Raw genomic sequence first — 16638 nt, forward strand, 5'->3', positions numbered from 1 at the left:
TCCTCTTTTCGGTTCGGGTCAGGCCAGGGCCGACTTGGTGGGCGCTGTGCCGCCATGCTTGGCCAGCACGGCTTCGGTGATCGAGTTGGGCAGCGGCGCGGGGCGCTCCGTCCGGGCGATCCAGGGCAGGATCACCAGGAAGTGGAGGAAATAATAGGCCGCCGTGATCTGGCTGAGGATGATGAAGAAGGGCGTCGCGGGCGAGCCGCCGCACCAGCCGAGCAGCAGCACGTCGACCACCAGCACCCAGAACGCCACCCGCGCCTTGGGCCGGAAATTGTTCGACCGCACGGGCGAGCTGTCCAGCCAGGGGAGGAAGAACAGCAGCAGGATCGACCCGAACATCGCCAGCACGCCCCACAGCTTGGCGGGCAGGATGAAGTCGGCGGTAAAGGCACGCAGGATCGCGTAAAAGGGCCAGAAATACCATTCGGGCACGATATGCGCGGGCGTCGAGAGCGGGTTGGCCGGAATGTAATTGTCCGGATGCCCCAGGTAATTGGGGAAGAAGAACAGCAGCCCCGCAAAGACCAGCAGGAAGACGCCCAGGCCCACCGCGTCCTTGGCGGTGTAATAGGGGTGGAAGGGCACGGTGTCCTGCTCGCCCTTCACGTCCACCCCGGTCGGGTTGTTCGAACCCGGAATATGCAGCGCCCAGATGTGCAGGATGATGACGCCCGCGATCACGAAGGGCAGCAGGTAATGGAGCGAGAAGAAGCGGTTCAGCGCGGCATTGTCCGGCGCGAAACCGCCGAGCAGCCAGATGCGGATGGTGTCGCCGACCACCGGGATCGCCGAGAAGAAGCCGGTGATGACCTGCGCGCCCCAGAAGCTCATCTGCCCCCAGGGCAGCACATAGCCCATGAAGGCGGTCGCCATCATCAGGAGGAAGATCACGACGCCCAAGAGCCACACCATCTCGCGCGGCGCCTTGTACGATCCGTAATAGAGGCCGCGGAAGATATGGGTGTAGACGACGATGAAGAACATCGACGCGCCGTTGGCATGGGCATAGCGCAGGAACCAGCCCGCATTCACGTCGCGCATGATGCTTTCGACCGAGTCGAAGGCGACGCCCGCATTGGCGGCATAATGCATCGCCAGCACGACGCCGGTGATGATCTGGATGGCAAGGGCGGCCCCCGCCAGCACACCGAAATTCCAGAAATAATTCAGGTTGCGCGGCACCGGATATCCGGCCCCCACCGCATTATAGACGAGGCGCGGCAGCGGCAGCTTCTCGTCCAGCCAGCGCATGACCGGCTGTTTCGGCTGATAATGTTTGGCCCAGGGAAAGCTCATCTCTTGGGTCTCCCTTAAGCGGCCACGCCGACCGTGACGGTCGTGTCGCTGTCGAATTTATAATCGGGCACGAACAGGTTCTTCGGCGCCGGACCCTTTCGGATGCGCGCGGCGGTGTCATAGGCCGAGCCGTGGCAGGGGCAGAAATAGCCGCCATAGGGGCCCTTGTTCTCGCCCTCGCCCGCGCCCAGCGGCACGCAGCCCAGATGGGTGCAGACGCCAAGCGTAATGAGCCAGTTCGTCTTGCCCGGCTTGGTCCGTTCCGCCAGCGTCTGCGGATCGCGCAGTTCGGACAGCGGCACGGCATTGGCCTCGGCGATTTCCTTGGGCGTCAGGTTGCGCACGAACAGCGGCTGCTTGCGGAAACTGGCCTTGATCGCCTGGCCCGGTGCGATCTTCGACAGGTCGATCTCGGTGGTGGACTGGGCCAGCACGTCGGCCGAGGGGTTCATCTGATTGATGAGGGGGAACACGATCGCCAGCGCACCCACGCCCGCAAAGGATGCGGCGGCGACGTTGATGAAGTCGCGGCGGCGCGGATCGTGGACCTCTTCCTCGAATGGCTTGGGTGACTCGCCGGGGGGTACGGTGTTCTCCGTCATCGCCATTCGTCCTGTCCCTCCACCTTCGTTCGCGTTCGCCACGCTGTGACGGTCGTGCCGGATTATCCCCGGTCATGCGCCGCCTTGGTCTTGCCCGCCCTTGATGAACGGTGCGTCAGGTTAGCCTTGCTTCACCGGCTTTGCCAATCCCCTTTGGCCAATCACTTGGGGCCCTCCGTTCAGCACCCCCCGTTCAGCACCTATGCAGGCGAAGGCGCGTAGGAACCAGCTTTCGCGCTGCGGGGTTGACCACGGATCGACGCGGATGACGGACCCCTGCCGCACCCGCTTGGGCTAGGCCAGGGGCATGGAGAGCAGGATGACCCTGGGAAAGACGGGTTGGGCCGCGGCGATCGCCGCCGGATTGCTGGCACTGGGCGGATGCACCGATGGCTATGGCTATAGCGGCGTCTCGGTCGGTACGGGCTATGGCGGCTATGCGCCCGGTTATTATGGCGGTTACGGCGGCTATGGCTACGCACCGTCCTATTTCGGCTGGTACGATAATTTCTATTATCCGGGCACCGGCGTCTATGTCTACGACCGGTATCGCCGCCCCTATCCCTGGAATGACGGGCAACGCGCCTATTGGGAAGGGCGCCGCGATGCGTGGCGTGGCGGCGCAATGCGCGACCAGTGGCGGGGATGGGGGCGCGGTGGCTGGCGCGGGCCGATGCCGGGCGCTGGCCCCAGCGGTCCTGGCGGCCCCGGCCCCGTGCCGGGCGGCTGGCGCGGTCGCCGCGACGGGCCTCCCCCTGGCTGGCATGGCAATGGCAGCGTCCGCCCGACCCCACCCGGCCCGCGCCCCGGTGGCTGGCGCGGTGGTCGCCCCGGCGGTCCGGGCGGACGCGAGCCGGGCGGGCGCGGGCCGCGCTGATCCGCCGGTCAGTCGGTGGAGCGTGCGCGGATCATGACGGTCGGGCGCATGCTCATCACCGCGACATCGTCCTGATTGAAGACCGTCCAGCGGCTGGTTACGAAACCCATTTCGGGGCGGCTGGCCGAGCGCCGCGTCTCCAGCACCTCCGCCTCGCAGCGTAGCGTGTCGCCGGGATAGACGGGCTTCATCCAGCGGAGTTCGTCGACGCCGGGCGACCCCAGGCTCTGAAAGCCGGTGTCGCGAAAATGCGCGACGATCATCGCCATCGCCATCGACGCGGTGTGCCAGCCGCTGGCCGACAGCCGCCCGAAATGGGTGGCCGCCGCCGCGTCGTCGGACAGGTGAAAGGGCTGGGGATCATAGCGCTCGGCAAAGGCGATGACTTCCTCGCGTTCCACCCGATACGCGCCGAACCGCGTGACGTCGCCGACCGTGATATCCTCCAGCCAGATCATCCTCGTCTCTCCTGAATATTCTACCGCTTGAGAACGCGGCGGAACGGTGCATCGTTGCCATCCAGCCCCTGGCCCGGGGGCAGGCCGATCAGATCGCGCAGCAGCGGCGCGATATCGGTATTGTCGAACGGCGCCAGCGTGACGCCCGGCCGGAACGCCGGGCCATTGGCGATGAACAGCGCCGCCATGGTCGGATCGGCATTGTCATAGCCATGGGTGCCGCCCGTATAGGCTTTCTCCGGCGGCTTCGCCATGATCGTCCACCCGGCATCGGCCAGACAGAAATAGGGCGGGATGCGCGGATTGTGACCATAGCGGAACCGCGCGGGCATCGCGTTCGACCGCCAGCAATCCATATGATCGTGATGGCCCAGCAGGTGGGATTCCAGATCCGCCTCATGCCCCGGTACGGCACGGAAGGTCGCATAGGGGCCGTCCTCCACCAGCACATAGTCGGCCGGGTTCACGAACCGGTCGAGCGCGACCACCCGGTCGCTCGAAATCCCGGCCATGCCGTGATCGGCGACGATGACCAGATTGGCGGGCTGATGCAGCTCGGCCAGGCCCTCGACCAGCCGCCCGATCGCCTGATCGACCCGCGCGACCGCCGCATTGACCTGCGGCGAGTCGGGGCCATCCTCGTGACCGGCGGTGTCGACCTCGTCGAAATAGAGCGTCAGGAAGCGGGGGCGGTTGGTCGCCGGGCGACGCAGCCAGTCGAGGATCGCATCGACCCGCTGCCGGTCGGACACGCTCTGATTGAACTGCTGCCAGTCACGGGGCCGGATGCCGCCGGTGACGCTGTGATGCGCGTCGTTCTGAACCGTGCCGCCCCAGGCAACGTTGGAGCCGGGCCAGAACATGGTGGCGGTGGGAATGCCTGCCTTTTCGGCGGTGACCCAGATCGGCTCGGCAGCGTTCCACCAATAGGGCTGGTCGGACGACATGGTGAAGCGTTCGCCGGGACGCGTGGGGTCGGTGAAGCTGTTGGCGACGATGCCGTGATGGTCGGGAACCAGGCCCGTCACCAGCGTCCAGTGATTGGGAAAGGTCTTGGACGGAAAGGACGGCCGCATCGCCGCATGCACGCCGTCGGCGGCCAGCCGCGACAAATTGGGGGCGATGCCGCGCTGCAGATAATCGGCCCGAAAGCCGTCGATCGACACCAGGATGGTAACGGGCGCCCGTGCCTCGCTGACGGTGGAGGCGACGGGGGCGCTGGTCACCGGCGATAGCGCGGGCGGCGTATGGGGATAGGCGCAGCCCCCGATCAGGGCGAGCGCAAGAGCAACAAAGGGGAGTCGGATCACGGGAGGCTGTCCTTTCGGAGCCGCCGATAGCGCCGCGATGTGACAGTGGCGAGAGGGGAGCGGCCGCCTTGCGGCCCCTCAATCCACCGGAAAGAACTGACGGATATCCGGAGCCGCGTTGCGCAGCAGCAGACGGAGGCGTTCGGCGGCGTCTGCCGGTTGGTCGCCCGGCAGTCCGGCCATCGCCCATTCGCCGAAGGCCGGGCCATCGGTCATCCGGTCGTCGAGGATGCGGATATCGGCATGGCGGGGATCGCCCATGATGCGCGACAGGGTTTCGCGCACGCTGTCCGCCGGGCCTTCGAGCAGCTGGCGATACTGGCCATCGCCGACCCACAAGAGGCCGGAGATACCGTCCATGCCGTTATTGCGGCGCGAGCTGGCCAATATGGCCTGATGATCGGCACGGATATCGCCGCCGGTCGCGCGGCTGCTATAGATGACGCGACGAAACGCACTAACATGGATCATGTCGGGCGCCTAGCGTGTCACCCCGCATCTGCAAAGCGCCAATGGCGCCGGTCGAAGGATTTTCAACCGGCGCACCATGCGTTAGACGTTGAAGCGGAACAGCATCACGTCGCCGTCCTGGACGACATATTCCTTGCCCTCCGCGCGCAGTTTGCCCGCATCGCGCGCGCCTGCTTCACCCTTGAAGGCGATATAGTCGGGGAAGGCGATGGTTTCGGCACGGATGAAGCCGCGTTCGAAATCGCTATGGATTTCGCCTGCCGCGTTCGGCGCCTTGGCGCCGCGATGGACGGTCCAGGCGCGTGCTTCCTTCGGGCCGACGGTGAAGAAGGTCAGCAGGTCGAGCAGCGCGTAACCGGCGCGGATCACGCGGGCCAGGCCGGTTTCCGCCAGGCCCAGTTCGGACAGGAACTCGCCGCGATCTTCGGCGGGCATGGTCGCGATCTCGGCTTCGATGGCGGCGGAGACGACGACGGCCTGCGCACCCTCGGCGGCGGCCTTTTCGAAGACGCGCTGCGAATGGGCGTTGCCGTTCGCCGCGTTCGATTCCTCGACATTGCAGACATAGAGGACCGGCTTGGCGGTCAGCAGCTGCGCCTGGGCAAAGACGCGGGCTTCCTCTTCGTCCTTGGGCACGGTCAGTCGCGCGGGCTTGCCCTCGCGCAGCAGCTCCAGCGTCTGGCCCAGCACCGAGGCAGCGATCTTGGCTTCCTTGTCGCCCTGCTGGCCCTTTTTGATGAAGGCCGGGACACGCTTTTCCAGGCTTTCCAGGTCGGAGAGCATCAATTCGGTCTCGACCGTCTCGGCATCGGCGATCGGATCGACCTTGCCCTCGACGTGAGTCACGTCGCCGTCCTCGAAACAGCGCAGGACATGGACGATCGCGTCGACCTCGCGGATGTTGCCGAGGAACTGGTTGCCCAGGCCTTCGCCCTTGGACGCGCCGCGCACCAGCCCGGCGATGTCGACAAAGGCGAGCTGAGTCTCGATGATCTTGGCCGATCCGGCGACTTCGGCAAGCTGGTACAGGCGCGGATCGGGGACCGCGACGTTGCCGACATTCGGCTCGATCGTGCAGAACGGATAATTGGCGGCCTGCGCCGCCGCCGTTTCGGTCAGCGCGTTGAAAAGGGTGGACTTGCCGACATTCGGCAGGCCGACGATGCCGCAGCGGAAACCCATGCGTCGCTATTCCTGTGGAAAAGGGGAAAGCGCCCCTCTAGCGGCGAACGGGGTTCGGCTCAACTCACGCGTTGAGCGCCAGGGCCGCAGCATAGCCGAGCAGCATGACGCCCATCGCGCCCGAAAAGCCCATCAGCACCAGACCCATATAGCGCAGCATCGGCGGATTGGCGCGCTGCGCCTTCTTGTTCCGACCAAGGCCCGACAGCACGAAGCTCGCCAACATGCCAAAGGTGAAGACAGCGAATTCGAGCATCGGGATAGGGTCCGGAATAAGGGTGCGATCGATTTCGCCCTTACCCAAAATAGGTTAACGGCTCGATATTGCGGCGACGAATTGCCTTATAGCTGCGACGAGTTGAGGGAACCTTTCATCTCGTCGCGGGTGCAGTGCGCATCGTCGCGACCGTTCCGGTCGGCGGTCAGCGATAATTGAAGCTGACGCTGATCCGTTCGCCCTTGGCCCCGTTGGGCACCACCTCATGCCGCAGCCAGCTTTCCCACAGCAGCACCGTACCCGGCTCGGGCGTGGCGGTGGCGAAGGTCGCCAGGTCGTCCGGCGCATCCGGGCGGCGGGGCGGGGCGGCCATCAGCATGGGCAGGCGCGGGTCCTCCAGTTTCAGCGCGCCCGAGCCCTTGGGCATGGCGACATAGAGCGTGCCCGACACCACCGAATGGGGGTGGATATGCGCGGAGTGGTGGCCGCCGGGCTTCAGGACATTGACCCACAGGCTGTCGAGCTTCAGCTTGCGCCCGCCCAGATCGAAGGCGCATTCCTCCGCAAAGCGCGCGACATGGCGGTCGAGTTTCTTCTTCAGATCGGCAAAGACCGGATCGCGGATCGGCAGGTCGTTGAGCGAGGCATAGCTGGTATAACCGCGATAGCCATGCTCCTTGCTCCAGCGCCGCCCGGCGCGGTCGTCCTCGGCCAGCGCCCAGCAGCTTTGTTCGATGTCGGCCAGCAGATCGGCATCGTCGAGCTGGCCTTCATAGAGAAGCGAAGCGAAAAGCCGCCGCACGCTCATGCCGCATCCCCCATCCGCAGCGCGATATCGTTGACGAAGCGCACATCGTCGCCCTCCGCCAGCCAATGCGCCTCTGCCGCCACCGCGCCGAGCAGGTCAGACAGCGGCTCGATCTCGGCCTTGGCGTAGTTGCCCAGCACATGGCCGGTCACGCGGTCCTTGTGTCCCGGATGCCCGATGCCCAGCCGCACCCGGCGAAAGTCCGGCCCCAGATGCTGGTCGATCGAGCGCAGGCCGTTATGCCCCGCCGTGCCGCCGCCGGTCTTCACCTTGACGCGGAAGGGGGCGATGTCGAGTTCGTCGTGGAACACGGTCAGCGCCTCGACGCCCAGCTTGTAGAAGCGCAGCGCCTCGCCGACGCTGCGGCCGCTTTCGTTCATGAAGGTGGCGGGTTTCAGCAGCAGGATCTTCTTGCCGCCGATCCGGCCTTCCTGGGTCCAGCCCTGGAACTGCTTTTTCACGGGGCCGAAATCATGCACCTCGGCAATGGCGTCCATCGCCATGAAGCCGACATTGTGGCGGTGCATCGCATATTGCGCGCCCGGATTGCCCAGCCCGGTCCAGACCTGCATGTGATGTTCCTCGTTCGCGTCGTCGGGCCGGCCCCTAGCATCTGGGGACGAGGGTTTCCAATGTGTGGTGGCGTGGGGTTCGAGGGGCATCGCTATGCACCTTGGCGTAATGCCGTCCACCGCAATGGAATGTCTGCTTTTGGTGGAAAGCGGACCTTACGGGATGCCCGGCGAGCGGTCCGCGTCGGTGCCCCGGCGCACACGAAACAAAGAGAAGCCAGACCGTTTCACCGCTTTCTCCGCCTTGGCGACGCATCGGCGGGGCGTGTCACTGTCCGTCAAAATCTCGATACCAGCGGATGGGTTGTAGTTTTTCTGCAGAGTCTCGGTAAGCTGGTGGGCATCCTCTCCAGCATCAGTCATGAAAAACGTGCATCGTCCACGATCCGTGCTGATCCAAACGACATAACTGCGAGAGAAGTCCATTGTCTGGGTTACGGAACCCGTCGCAACTTGAGCGGCAGAGGCGAGCAAAGCAAATACGGGGGACATGAGGGGCAATCTGCCATGCCGCCCGGATGTCGGCAATTAGGCGAAAACGGCCGATGCGATGCCGCGCAGTTCGTCGAACCCCTCAAATCAACCCCTGCGCGCGCAGGCTGACATGGCCCGACGTGCCGATGATGAGATGGTCGTGCACCGTGATGCCCAGCCTTTTGCCCGCCTCGGCGATGGCGCGGGTCACGTCGATATCGGCGCGGCTGGGCGAGGGGTCGCCGCTGGGATGGTTGTGGACCAGGATCAAGGCGGCCGAACCGAAATCGATCGCGCGCCGGATCACCTCGCGGACATAGACGGGGGCCTGGTCGATCGAGCCTTGTCCCATCAATTCGTCGCGGATCAGCATGTTGCGGGTATTCAGATGCAGCACTCGCACCCGCTCCACGCCGTGATGCGCCATGTCGGCATGAAGATAGTCGAGCAGCGCCTGCCAGTTGGACAGCACCGGCCGCTTCGTCGCCTCCGCCTGAACCAGCCGCAGCGCACAGGCCTGGGCGATCTTGATCGTTGCTGCCGCCGTCTCGCCCACCCCGTCGACCCGCTGGAGCGCGATCGGATCGGCGGTCAGGACGCCGCCGATATCGTGGAACTCGCGCAGCAGTGCCTTGGCGATCGGCTTGGTGTCGCGGCGCGGGATGGCGGTCATCAGCAGATATTCGATCAGTTCATGATCGAGTAATCCGCCGCCCCCCAACAATCGGTCGCGCAGCCGCGCGCGGTGTCCGGCATGGTCGTTGACCTGATTCTCGCTGTCGTCGTGCATGTCCCGTCCCCCGTCTTGCGCCAACATAAGCGGCGCGATGGGAACTGTCGCCGGGCTTCGCGCGATTGCGTGGCGCGGGAACCGGCGTCTATGACGCAGGTCAAGGTCAAGGGAGTGGCATCGGGGTGGAGGGCGCGAGCGAGGACAGCGAAACGCCCATGGGCTCGCCCGTGAGCGAGCCCGCGACCGAAGCGGTCAGCCCCGTCCGCCGGTTCCGGCGGTTGCAGCGTATCCTGATCGCCATCGCCCTCATTATCCTGACCGCGCTGATCGGCCTGTGGGTCGAACGGAAGCAACTGGCCGGAAACGTCCTGGACCGCGAACTGGCGCGGCGCGGCGTGCCCGCCCGCTACAAGATTTCCGACCTGGGGCTGGGACGGCAGCGGCTGACCAATGTGGTGATGGGCGATCCGCGCCATCCCGATCTGGTCGCCGACTGGATGGAGACGCGGACCCGCATGACCCTGTCGGGCCCGGTCGTGACCGGCGTGCGGGCCGGGCGTGTCCGCCTGCACGGCCGGTTGATCGATGGGCGGATCAGCCTGGGGACGCTCGACAAGCTGATGGGATCGTCGGGTGCCTCGGGCAAGCCGTTCCAGCTGCCGGCGCTCGACGTCGTGGTGGAGGATGGCGGCATCCGGCTCGACACGCCGCATGGCCCGGTCGGGCTGAGCGTGTCGGGGCAGGGGGTGCTGAACGACGGCTTTGTCGGGCATATGGCGGCGGTCGCGCCCCGGCTGGTGATGGGCGATTGCGTGGCGACCGGGCTGGCCGCGCCGTTGCACGTGCGGGTGGTGCGCGAGCAGCCGACGCTGACCGGGCCGTTGCGGCTCGGCAATCTGCGCTGCGGCGAGGTGGCGGTGGCCGATCTGGCGGCGCGGGTCGACGTGACCTTCGGTGCCGCGCTTCAGCACTGGCAGGGCCGCGCCTCGGTCGGCAGCGGCGCGATCCGCCACCCGGTGGCGGTGGCCGCCGCGATCGACGGCCAGCTCGATTTCATCGGAACGCCCAAGGGCACGCAGGGCCGCATGGAGCTGGTCGCGCGCAAGGCCAAGGCCCGGTTCGGCGGAGCCGAGCGGGTGATGGTCGCGGGGCGCTATCTGGTCGGTCCGGCCACGCGTTTCGACGGGCAGGCGCAACTGGGCGGCGCGCAGGTGGCCCCTGCGTTGCTGGATTCGGTCGTGAAGGCGGGCGACAAGGCGGCGGGCACGCCGGTCGGGCCGGTGCTGCATGCCATGGTGGAGGCGGTCCGGCGCAACGGGCGCCGCTTCGCGGCCGATATGGGGCTGGCAATCGACAGCGACCGGGGGCCGCATGGCCCCGGCTTTGTGGTGCGGGTGCCGCATATGACGATCGCGGCCGCCAGCGGCGGGCGGCTCGCCTTTGCCGGGGGCAGCGGTCTGGCCGTCGATGCGCGCGGCGTGCGGATCGATACCCGGCTGGCGATGGGCGGCGGCGGCCTGCCCGGCCTTCGCGCGACGCTGCAACAGGATGGGCCAAAGCAGCCGATCCGCGGCACCGCCCAGTTGGCGCGCTATGACGCGGGCGGGGCGGCGCTGGCCTTCGACCGGATGGTGTTCCGGTCGGCGGCGAATGGCGAGACCCAGGTGACGACCCGCGTCGCGCTGTCCGGGCTGATCAGTGGCGGGCGGATCGACGGGCTGGTCCTGCCTATCGCGGCACGCTGGGACGGGGGACGGCGCCTGGTGGTCAACCCGGCATGTCAGCCGCTGTCGATTGATCGGCTGACGCTATCGAGCCTGAAGCTGGCGCGGGTGGGGCTGCGGCTCTGTCCGCTGGGCGGGGCGCTGGTCCGGCTCGACGGTACAAGGCTGGGCGGCGGCGCGCAGCTGGGGCCGATCAAGCTCGCCGGGCAGATCGGCAGCAGCCCGTTCGCGCTGGCGGCGGCGACCACCCGTTTCGCGCTGGCGGATCGCAGCTTCGTGCTGACCGGTGTGCAGACCAGCATCGGCCGGCCCGAATCGCCCACCCGCATTGATGCCGCGACGCTGAACGGCCGGATCACGCCGCAGGGTATCACCGGCCAGTTCACCGGCGGCGGCGGACAGGTGGGGCAGGTGCCCCTGCTGCTGGGGCAGGCGCAGGGCGACTGGACGCTGGCGGGCGGGGTGCTGACGCTGAACGGCGGGCTTCAGGTGCGTGATGCACGCGCCGATGCGCCGCGCTTCCTGCCGATGGCGGCGCGCGACGTCACGCTGACGCTGGCGGGCAGCCGGATCGACGCCAATGGCACGCTGTTCGAGCCGACCAAGTCGGTGAAGGTCGCCGACGTCACCATCACCCATGCGCTCGACCGGGGCGCGGGCGAGGCGAAGCTGACCGTACCCGGCATCACCTTCACCAAGGATTTCCAGCCGGAATTGCTGACCCCCGTCACCTACGGCGTCATCGCCGATGTGGCGGGCAAGGTGGCGGGGCAGGGGCGTATCGTCTGGGACGCGGATGGTGTTCGCTCGACCGGCGCGTTCGGCACCGAATCGCTCGACCTCGCCGCCGCCTTCGGCCCGGTCAGCGGTATTGCGGGCACCATCCATTTCACCGACCTGCTCGCCCTGCAAAGCGCGCCCGATCAGGTGGTGACGATCCGCTCGGTCAATCCGGGCATCGAGGTGACGAACGGCGTCGTGCATTATCAGACGCTGTCGGGCACCCGGATCAAGGTGGATGGCGGACGCTGGCCCTTTGCGGGTGGGGAACTGACCCTCGACCCGACGCTGCTCGATTTTTCGGAGGCGATGGAGCGGCGCATGACCTTCCACGTCAAGGGCGCGGCGGCCGACCAGTTCCTGTTGCAGTTCGACTTCCAGAATCTGAACGCCACCGGTGTCTTCGACGGCGAGTTGCCGATGGTCTTCGACATCAATGGCGGCCGGATCGAACATGGTCGGCTGGTCGTGCGGCCGGGCGGCGGCAGCATCGCCTATCTCGGTACGGTCAGTCAGAAGAATCTGGGCTTCTGGGGCAATCTGGCCTTCGGGGCGCTGCGCTCGCTGAATTATCGTTCGCTGCGGATCGACATGAACGGGCCGCTGGCGGGCGAGATGGTGACCGATGTCCGCTTCACCGGGATCAGCCAGGGCAAGGGCGCCAAGTCGAACTTCATCATCCGACGGCTGCAAAAGCTGCCCTTCGTGTTCAACGTCCGGATCAAGGCGCCTTTCCGGGGGCTGCTCGATTCGGCCCAGTCCTTCTACGACCCGCGCCGGTTGATCCAGCGCAACCTGCCCGCCCTGCTGGAAGAGCAGAACAAGCGGGCCGCGCCGCCCGTCACCCCGTCCGCCGCCCCGAAAACGTCCCCCATTCAGCACAGCGCAAGCGAGACCGTGCCATGACCGTAACAGGATTGAAAATGCTGGACAGAATGCCGATCTGGAATGGGGCACGATGGATGCCGGTCGCGCTGACATTGCTGAGTGGGGGGTGCGTCAACATCTCCGCGCCCGACAAGCCGATCGAGATCAATCTGAACATCAATGTGACGCAGGAAGTGGTATATCGCCTGGATGGCGAGGCCAAATCGCTGATCCAGCAGAATCCGGGGATATTCTGATGAAGACGAAGTGGGTGATGACGGGGCTGGGCGCGATCGCGCTGTTGGGCGTGTCGGGCATGGCGATGGCGCAGCGCGATCCGGCCTATGCCGCCGCGCGTGCGGAAGGTCTGGTCGGTGAACAGCCCGACGGCTATCTGGGCATCGTCGGCAGCGCGACCCCGGCGCTGCGCGCGCTGGTCAACAACATCAATATCCAGCGCAAGGCGGCCTATACCCAGAAGGCGCAGGCCAGCGGCGCGACCGTCGAGCAGATGGCCTTTACCAGCGGCTGCAACCTGATCGCGCAGACCACGCCCGGCGAAAAGTACAAGACGCCGGAGGGTGTGTGGAAGACCCGTGGCTCCGCCCCGCCCGAGCGTTCGTCCTCCTGCGTGTAATCCTTCGTCTTACGCCCCTCCCGCCTGCGGGAGGGGAGAAGAATAAGAGAGAGGGGCACCCTTCTGTCGCCAACCGGCCACAATGCTTAACACATCTGTCACAAGCTCCACCCCAGGCGGTTGACTTGGGGGGAGGGGCTTTCTAAACGGGCCTCGCCTTGGCGGGGTCGCTCGCCGTTCGCGCGCATTCTCCCCTTCGGTGACGAAATCAGGTGAGGGTGGCTGCGTGGCGGAGACGGAACCCGGACAGGACTTTGGCGATGCGGACGATCCGCGTCTGGCCGCGCTGGATCAGCGACTGGCTAAGGCGAAAGCGGAAGGCGTGTCGCGGCAGGGGGTGAAGATGGATGCCGACAGGGGATATTCCCAGGGCAGCCGCGTCATCTCCGCGCTGATCGGAAGTCTTGTCGGCAGTGCGTTGATCGGCTGGCTGTTTGACCGCTGGTTCGGCACCGCACCCTGGGCCCTGATCGTGATGCTGTTCCTGGGGATCGGCGTGGCGTTCAGGCAGATCATTCGGATTTCTGGCGAACGCCCGGAGTAACCGGGCGTTCGTCATATGTGGGAACGAAGCAGCGTGGCGGCAGAATCGGGCGGCAAGATTGATCCGATGCACCAGTTCCTGATCGAGCCGGTGCTCGGTCGGCATTGGGTGGTCGGCGGCTACGACCTTTCTTTCACCAATTCCGCTCTGTGGATGGTGGTGACGCTCGTCGCGCTGTGGATCTTCATGATCGGCGGGATGAAGCGCGATCTGGTCCCCGGTCGCTGGCAGGCGGCGGTGGAGGGCTTCACCGGTTTCGTCAATTCGATGCTGACGTCGAATATCGGACCCGAGGGCAAGCGCTTCCTGCCTTACGTCTTCTCGCTGTTCATGTTCATCCTGTTCGCCAACGTGCTGGGCCTGTTGCCCTTCGGCGTGGTGCCGGGTGTCCATCCCTTCACCGTGACCAGCCACCTGACCGTGACCGGCGTGCTCGCCGTGATCTCGTTCGCGATCGTGCTGATCGTCGGCTTCGGTCGCCACGGCTTCCACTTCTTTGCGCTGTTCGTGCCGCATGGTACGCCCAAGCTGATGATTCCGCTGATCTTCGTGGTCGAGCTGATGAGCTTCCTGGTGCGCCCCTTCTCGCTGGGTCTGCGACTGTTCGTCGCGATGACCGCGGGGCACATCCTGCTGAAGGTTCTCGCCGCCTTCGTCATCAACGGCATCAACATGGGCCCGGGTTATGCCGCGCTCATCACCCTGCCGAGCTTCCTGCTGATGATCGGCATCACGCTTCTCGAACTGCTGGTCGCCGCGATCCAGGCCTATGTCTTCGCGCTGCTGACCTCGGTTTACCTGAACGACGCCGTCAACCTGCACTGATCCGCTAAGCCGGATCGGGCGGGCGGACGCGCCGCCTCAAGTTGAATACCCAAACGACCCTTTTTGAACTGGAGTGATTGAAATGGACGCAGAAGCCGCGAAGCTGATCGGTGCCGGTCTGGCCGCTATCGGCATGGGCATCGCCTCGCTCGGCGTGGGCAACGTGTTCGCCAAGTTCCTCGAAGGCGCGCTGCGCAATCCGGGTGCGGCGGACAGCCAGCAGGGCCGCCTCTTCATCGGTTTCGCCGGTGCCGAGCTTCTGGGCCTGCTCGCCTTCGTGACGATGATCATCCTGGTGTTCGTCGCCTAATCATTCGGATCGGCCGGGCGTGTCGGTGACGATGCGCCCGGTTGATATGGCAACGAGGACTCCATGCCCCAGATAGCACAGATCAGTGCGACCTATGCGTCGCAGATCTTCTGGCTCCTGATCACTTTCGGCCTGCTCTATTTCGTGGTCGGTCGTGGGATGGTGCCCAAGATTCAGGCGACCGTCGACGCTCGCGAAGGCCGTATCGCCAGCGATCTGGCGGCGGCGGAGGCCGCGCGTGCCGAGGCCGACCGGGTCGAGGCGGCATGGCGGGCCGAGATGGACGCCGCGCGCACCGCCGCGATGGCCGAAACCAACGCCGCCAAAGCGCGGGCGACCCATGCTTTCGAGGCGCAGGTCAAGGCGGCCGATGCCGACCTGGCCGAGCGTCTGGGTCATCACGACCTGGCGATCGCCAATGCCAAGGCCGAGGCGATGGCCAATCTCCAGACCGTGGCGGCCGATGCCGCGCGCGATCTCGTCGCCAAGCTGTCCGGCGTCCAGGTGGGCGAGGATGCGGCGGCCGACGCGGTGCGAAAGGTAAGCGCGCATGGCTAATCATTCCGCAAACGGCGTGCTGACCAACGGCGATGCGCTGGTCGCGCAGAACCTGGCCGATGCGGCTTCGGCCGAAGGCATGGCGCAAAAGCCGATCCGCGAGGGCGATGGCCTGAATGGGGGCCTGACCGGCAACACGGTCGCGGCCGCCGAGACCGAGCATCACGCCGCCAGCCCGACCGCGCTGGGGTTCGATTCGACCGGCTGGGTGGCACTCGCCGCGCTGGTCGTGCTGATCGGGATGCTGGTGAAGAAGGTGCCGTCGATGATCGGGCGTTCGCTCGATCAGAAGATCGCCGCCATCCGCGCCCAGCTCGACGAAGCGACCAAGCTGCGTCAGGAAGCCGAAGCGCTGAAGGCCGAATATGAGGCCAAGGCCAAGGCGGCGCATGCCGACGCCGAAGCCATGCGCGTCCAGGCGCAGCATGAGGCAGGTCAGCTGCTCAGCAAGGCCAAGGCCGATGCCGAGGCGCTGATGGAGCGTCGTGCCAAAATGGCCGAGGACAAGATCGCCGCCGCCGAGCGCACCGCGCTGGCCGAGGTCCGCGCCCGCGCCGCCGAGGCTGCCGCCAAGGCCGCCGGTCTGCTGATCGCCGAGCATCACTCGGCCGATGCGGATCGGGCGATGATCGACCGCTCGATTGCGGGGCTGGGTCGGCCCAACTGACCCACCCGGCGTCGCCGGATACAGGACCGCGCTTCGGTGAAGGCCGAGGCGCGGTTCGGTCGTTTAGGGGCTTTCCTCAACCCCGTTCAGGCTCGGAGGGTGGGCCGCGTTTAAACCCATTCCTCCCCAAGCTCGCTTGGGGAGGGGGACCGCCGGGCGAAGCCCGGTGGTGGAGGGGCCAATTCTCCAACCTCATAGCCCGCCCGAAATGGCAGGCCCGCATCGCCGTCTCTTTCGGGTTTCCGGCGACGATGCCCATATCCCCGAGCCCGTGACAAAGGAGACGCTCCGATGGCATGGGTCATTCTGGGCATTGCGGTGATTACCGAGATTTGCTGGGCGCTGAGCCTGAAATGGGCGGCGACCGTCGCCACCTGGCAGGCGTCGAGCGTGCCGATCATCCTCAGCTTCGTGAATATGGGCCTGCTGGCGCTCGCGATGCGCGGGCTTCCGGCCGGGACCGCCTATGCGGTGTGGACCGGACTGGGCGCGGTGGGCGTGGTGATCGGCGGGGCCATCGTGTTCGGCGACAAGATCGCGCCGATCCAGGCGGGCTTCATGGTCCTGACCGTCATCGGCGTGATGGGCACCAAGCTCTTCGCGCAAGGGTGAACTTCATTCCTCCCCTGCAAGGGGAGGGGGACCAGCGAAGCTGGTGGAGGGGTGTCCCCGCTGGCCGTGACACCCCTCCGTCAGTCCTTCGGCCTGCCACCTCCCCTT

The 16638-nt window shown here is 66.2% G+C and carries 20 protein-coding genes; 10 read left to right on the top strand and 10 right to left on the bottom strand.

Annotated elements, in window-relative coordinates:
• Nucleotides 1-18: 18 nt before the first annotated feature.
• Together U1H82_RS00225 and petA are read right to left on the bottom strand one after the other, a co-directional pair.
• Nucleotides 19-1302, bottom strand: a complete 1284-nt coding sequence (locus tag U1H82_RS00225; RefSeq protein WP_322962922.1) for a cytochrome b — start codon at nucleotides 1300-1302, stop codon at nucleotides 19-21.
• A gap of 14 nt (nucleotides 1303-1316) precedes the next feature.
• On the bottom strand, nucleotides 1317-1910 hold the full coding sequence (petA, locus tag U1H82_RS00230) for a ubiquinol-cytochrome c reductase iron-sulfur subunit (protein WP_322962923.1): 594 nt from the start codon (nucleotides 1908-1910) through the stop codon (nucleotides 1317-1319).
• A 313-nt stretch (nucleotides 1911-2223) separates the two neighbouring features.
• Between petA and U1H82_RS00235 the strand changes: the two genes are divergently transcribed.
• Nucleotides 2224-2781 carry a hypothetical protein gene (locus U1H82_RS00235; protein WP_322962924.1) on the top strand — a complete coding sequence of 186 codons (558 nt, stop codon included), beginning with the start codon at nucleotides 2224-2226 and terminating at the stop codon, nucleotides 2779-2781.
• 8 nt (nucleotides 2782-2789) lie between these two features.
• Here U1H82_RS00235 and U1H82_RS00240 read toward each other — a convergent pair whose 3' ends face one another.
• The 8 genes from U1H82_RS00240 to radC form a co-directional block, all read right to left on the bottom strand.
• Nucleotides 2790-3239 carry a MaoC family dehydratase gene (locus U1H82_RS00240; protein ID WP_322962925.1) on the bottom strand — a complete coding sequence of 150 codons (450 nt, stop codon included), beginning with the start codon at nucleotides 3237-3239 and terminating at the stop codon, nucleotides 2790-2792.
• 20 nt (nucleotides 3240-3259) lie between these two features.
• Nucleotides 3260-4549: an alkaline phosphatase family protein gene (locus U1H82_RS00245; RefSeq protein ID WP_322962926.1), complete on the bottom strand. Its 1290-nt coding sequence runs from the start codon at nucleotides 4547-4549 to the stop codon at nucleotides 3260-3262.
• 78 nt (nucleotides 4550-4627) lie between these two features.
• Nucleotides 4628-5020, bottom strand: a complete 393-nt coding sequence (locus U1H82_RS00250) for a BLUF domain-containing protein (RefSeq protein WP_322962927.1) — start codon at nucleotides 5018-5020, stop codon at nucleotides 4628-4630.
• A gap of 81 nt (nucleotides 5021-5101) precedes the next feature.
• A complete protein-coding gene (gene ychF, locus U1H82_RS00255) occupies nucleotides 5102-6202 on the bottom strand; it encodes a redox-regulated ATPase YchF (RefSeq protein ID WP_322962928.1) in 1101 nt (366 codons plus the stop codon).
• A gap of 64 nt (nucleotides 6203-6266) precedes the next feature.
• A complete protein-coding gene (locus U1H82_RS00260) occupies nucleotides 6267-6458 on the bottom strand; it encodes a hypothetical protein (protein WP_322962929.1) in 192 nt (63 codons plus the stop codon).
• Nucleotides 6459-6624: 166 nt separating this feature from the next.
• Nucleotides 6625-7227 carry a TIGR02466 family protein gene (locus U1H82_RS00265; protein ID WP_058745799.1) on the bottom strand — a complete coding sequence of 201 codons (603 nt, stop codon included), beginning with the start codon at nucleotides 7225-7227 and terminating at the stop codon, nucleotides 6625-6627.
• Nucleotides 7224-7799, bottom strand: coding sequence for an aminoacyl-tRNA hydrolase (gene pth, locus U1H82_RS00270; RefSeq protein WP_322962930.1), 576 nt, complete (start codon nucleotides 7797-7799; stop codon nucleotides 7224-7226). Before pth ends, U1H82_RS00265 begins: the two co-directional genes overlap by 4 nt.
• A 574-nt stretch (nucleotides 7800-8373) precedes the next feature.
• Nucleotides 8374-9063, bottom strand: coding sequence for a RadC family protein (gene radC / locus U1H82_RS00275; protein ID WP_322962931.1), 690 nt, complete (start codon nucleotides 9061-9063; stop codon nucleotides 8374-8376).
• A gap of 170 nt (nucleotides 9064-9233) precedes the next feature.
• Between radC and U1H82_RS00280 the strand changes: the two genes are divergently transcribed.
• The 9 genes from U1H82_RS00280 to U1H82_RS00320 all read left to right on the top strand — a co-directional run bounded on the left by U1H82_RS00280 (nucleotide 9234) and on the right by U1H82_RS00320 (nucleotide 16530).
• Complete coding sequence (locus tag U1H82_RS00280) at nucleotides 9234-12416, top strand: intermembrane phospholipid transport protein YdbH family protein (RefSeq protein ID WP_322962932.1); 3183 nt, start codon at nucleotides 9234-9236, stop codon at nucleotides 12414-12416.
• A gap of 56 nt (nucleotides 12417-12472) precedes the next feature.
• On the top strand, nucleotides 12473-12634 hold the full coding sequence (locus U1H82_RS00285; RefSeq protein WP_175311778.1) for a YnbE family lipoprotein: 162 nt from the start codon (nucleotides 12473-12475) through the stop codon (nucleotides 12632-12634).
• Entirely contained in the window at nucleotides 12634-13014 is a 381-nt protein-coding gene (locus tag U1H82_RS00290) for a YdbL family probable chaperone protein (protein ID WP_322962933.1), read from the top strand. The genes U1H82_RS00285 and U1H82_RS00290 overlap by 1 nt, the downstream gene beginning before the upstream one ends.
• Before the next feature lie 226 nt (nucleotides 13015-13240).
• On the top strand, nucleotides 13241-13558 hold the full coding sequence (locus tag U1H82_RS00295; RefSeq protein WP_322962934.1) for an AtpZ/AtpI family protein: 318 nt from the start codon (nucleotides 13241-13243) through the stop codon (nucleotides 13556-13558).
• A gap of 33 nt (nucleotides 13559-13591) precedes the next feature.
• Complete coding sequence (locus U1H82_RS00300; protein WP_322962935.1) at nucleotides 13592-14383, top strand: F0F1 ATP synthase subunit A; 792 nt, start codon at nucleotides 13592-13594, stop codon at nucleotides 14381-14383.
• An 82-nt stretch (nucleotides 14384-14465) separates the two neighbouring features.
• A complete protein-coding gene (locus tag U1H82_RS00305; protein ID WP_007406947.1) occupies nucleotides 14466-14693 on the top strand; it encodes a F0F1 ATP synthase subunit C in 228 nt (75 codons plus the stop codon).
• A gap of 63 nt (nucleotides 14694-14756) precedes the next feature.
• Nucleotides 14757-15251 (top strand): F0F1 ATP synthase subunit B family protein, encoded by a 495-nt coding sequence (locus tag U1H82_RS00310; protein ID WP_322962936.1) that lies wholly within the window; start codon nucleotides 14757-14759, stop codon nucleotides 15249-15251.
• A 16-nt stretch (nucleotides 15252-15267) separates the two neighbouring features.
• Nucleotides 15268-15918, top strand: a complete 651-nt coding sequence (locus U1H82_RS00315) for a F0F1 ATP synthase subunit B family protein (RefSeq protein ID WP_375339489.1) — start codon at nucleotides 15268-15270, stop codon at nucleotides 15916-15918.
• 291 nt (nucleotides 15919-16209) lie between these two features.
• Entirely contained in the window at nucleotides 16210-16530 is a 321-nt protein-coding gene (locus tag U1H82_RS00320; protein WP_042484285.1) for a DMT family transporter, read from the top strand.
• Nucleotides 16531-16638 lie beyond the last annotated feature (108 nt).

This window comes from Sphingomonas fuzhouensis (assembly GCF_034659795.1).
Taxonomy (GTDB): domain Bacteria; phylum Pseudomonadota; class Alphaproteobacteria; order Sphingomonadales; family Sphingomonadaceae; genus Sphingomonas; species Sphingomonas fuzhouensis.

Bases quoted from the DNA above. Each gene is read 5' to 3' on its own strand.
- U1H82_RS00225 (WP_322962922.1), bottom strand. From the start codon at position 1,302: ATGAGCTTTCCCTGGGCCAAACATTATCAGCCGAAACAGCCGGTCATG.
- petA (WP_322962923.1), bottom strand. From the start codon at position 1,910: ATGGCGATGACGGAGAACACCGTACCCCCCGGCGAGTCACCCAAGCCA.
- U1H82_RS00235 (WP_322962924.1), top strand. From the start codon at position 2,224: ATGACCCTGGGAAAGACGGGTTGGGCCGCGGCGATCGCCGCCGGATTG.
- U1H82_RS00240 (WP_322962925.1), bottom strand. From the start codon at position 3,239: ATGATCTGGCTGGAGGATATCACGGTCGGCGACGTCACGCGGTTCGGC.
- U1H82_RS00250 (WP_322962927.1), bottom strand. From the start codon at position 5,020: ATGATCCATGTTAGTGCGTTTCGTCGCGTCATCTATAGCAGCCGCGCG.
- ychF (WP_322962928.1), bottom strand. From the start codon at position 6,202: ATGGGTTTCCGCTGCGGCATCGTCGGCCTGCCGAATGTCGGCAAGTCC.
- U1H82_RS00260 (WP_322962929.1), bottom strand. From the start codon at position 6,458: ATGCTCGAATTCGCTGTCTTCACCTTTGGCATGTTGGCGAGCTTCGTG.
- U1H82_RS00265 (WP_058745799.1), bottom strand. From the start codon at position 7,227: ATGAGCGTGCGGCGGCTTTTCGCTTCGCTTCTCTATGAAGGCCAGCTC.
- pth (WP_322962930.1), bottom strand. From the start codon at position 7,799: ATGCAGGTCTGGACCGGGCTGGGCAATCCGGGCGCGCAATATGCGATG.
- radC (WP_322962931.1), bottom strand. From the start codon at position 9,063: ATGCACGACGACAGCGAGAATCAGGTCAACGACCATGCCGGACACCGC.
- U1H82_RS00285 (WP_175311778.1), top strand. From the start codon at position 12,473: ATGCCGGTCGCGCTGACATTGCTGAGTGGGGGGTGCGTCAACATCTCC.
- U1H82_RS00290 (WP_322962933.1), top strand. From the start codon at position 12,634: ATGAAGACGAAGTGGGTGATGACGGGGCTGGGCGCGATCGCGCTGTTG.
- U1H82_RS00305 (WP_007406947.1), top strand. From the start codon at position 14,466: ATGGACGCAGAAGCCGCGAAGCTGATCGGTGCCGGTCTGGCCGCTATC.
- U1H82_RS00310 (WP_322962936.1), top strand. From the start codon at position 14,757: ATGCCCCAGATAGCACAGATCAGTGCGACCTATGCGTCGCAGATCTTC.
- U1H82_RS00320 (WP_042484285.1), top strand. From the start codon at position 16,210: ATGGCATGGGTCATTCTGGGCATTGCGGTGATTACCGAGATTTGCTGG.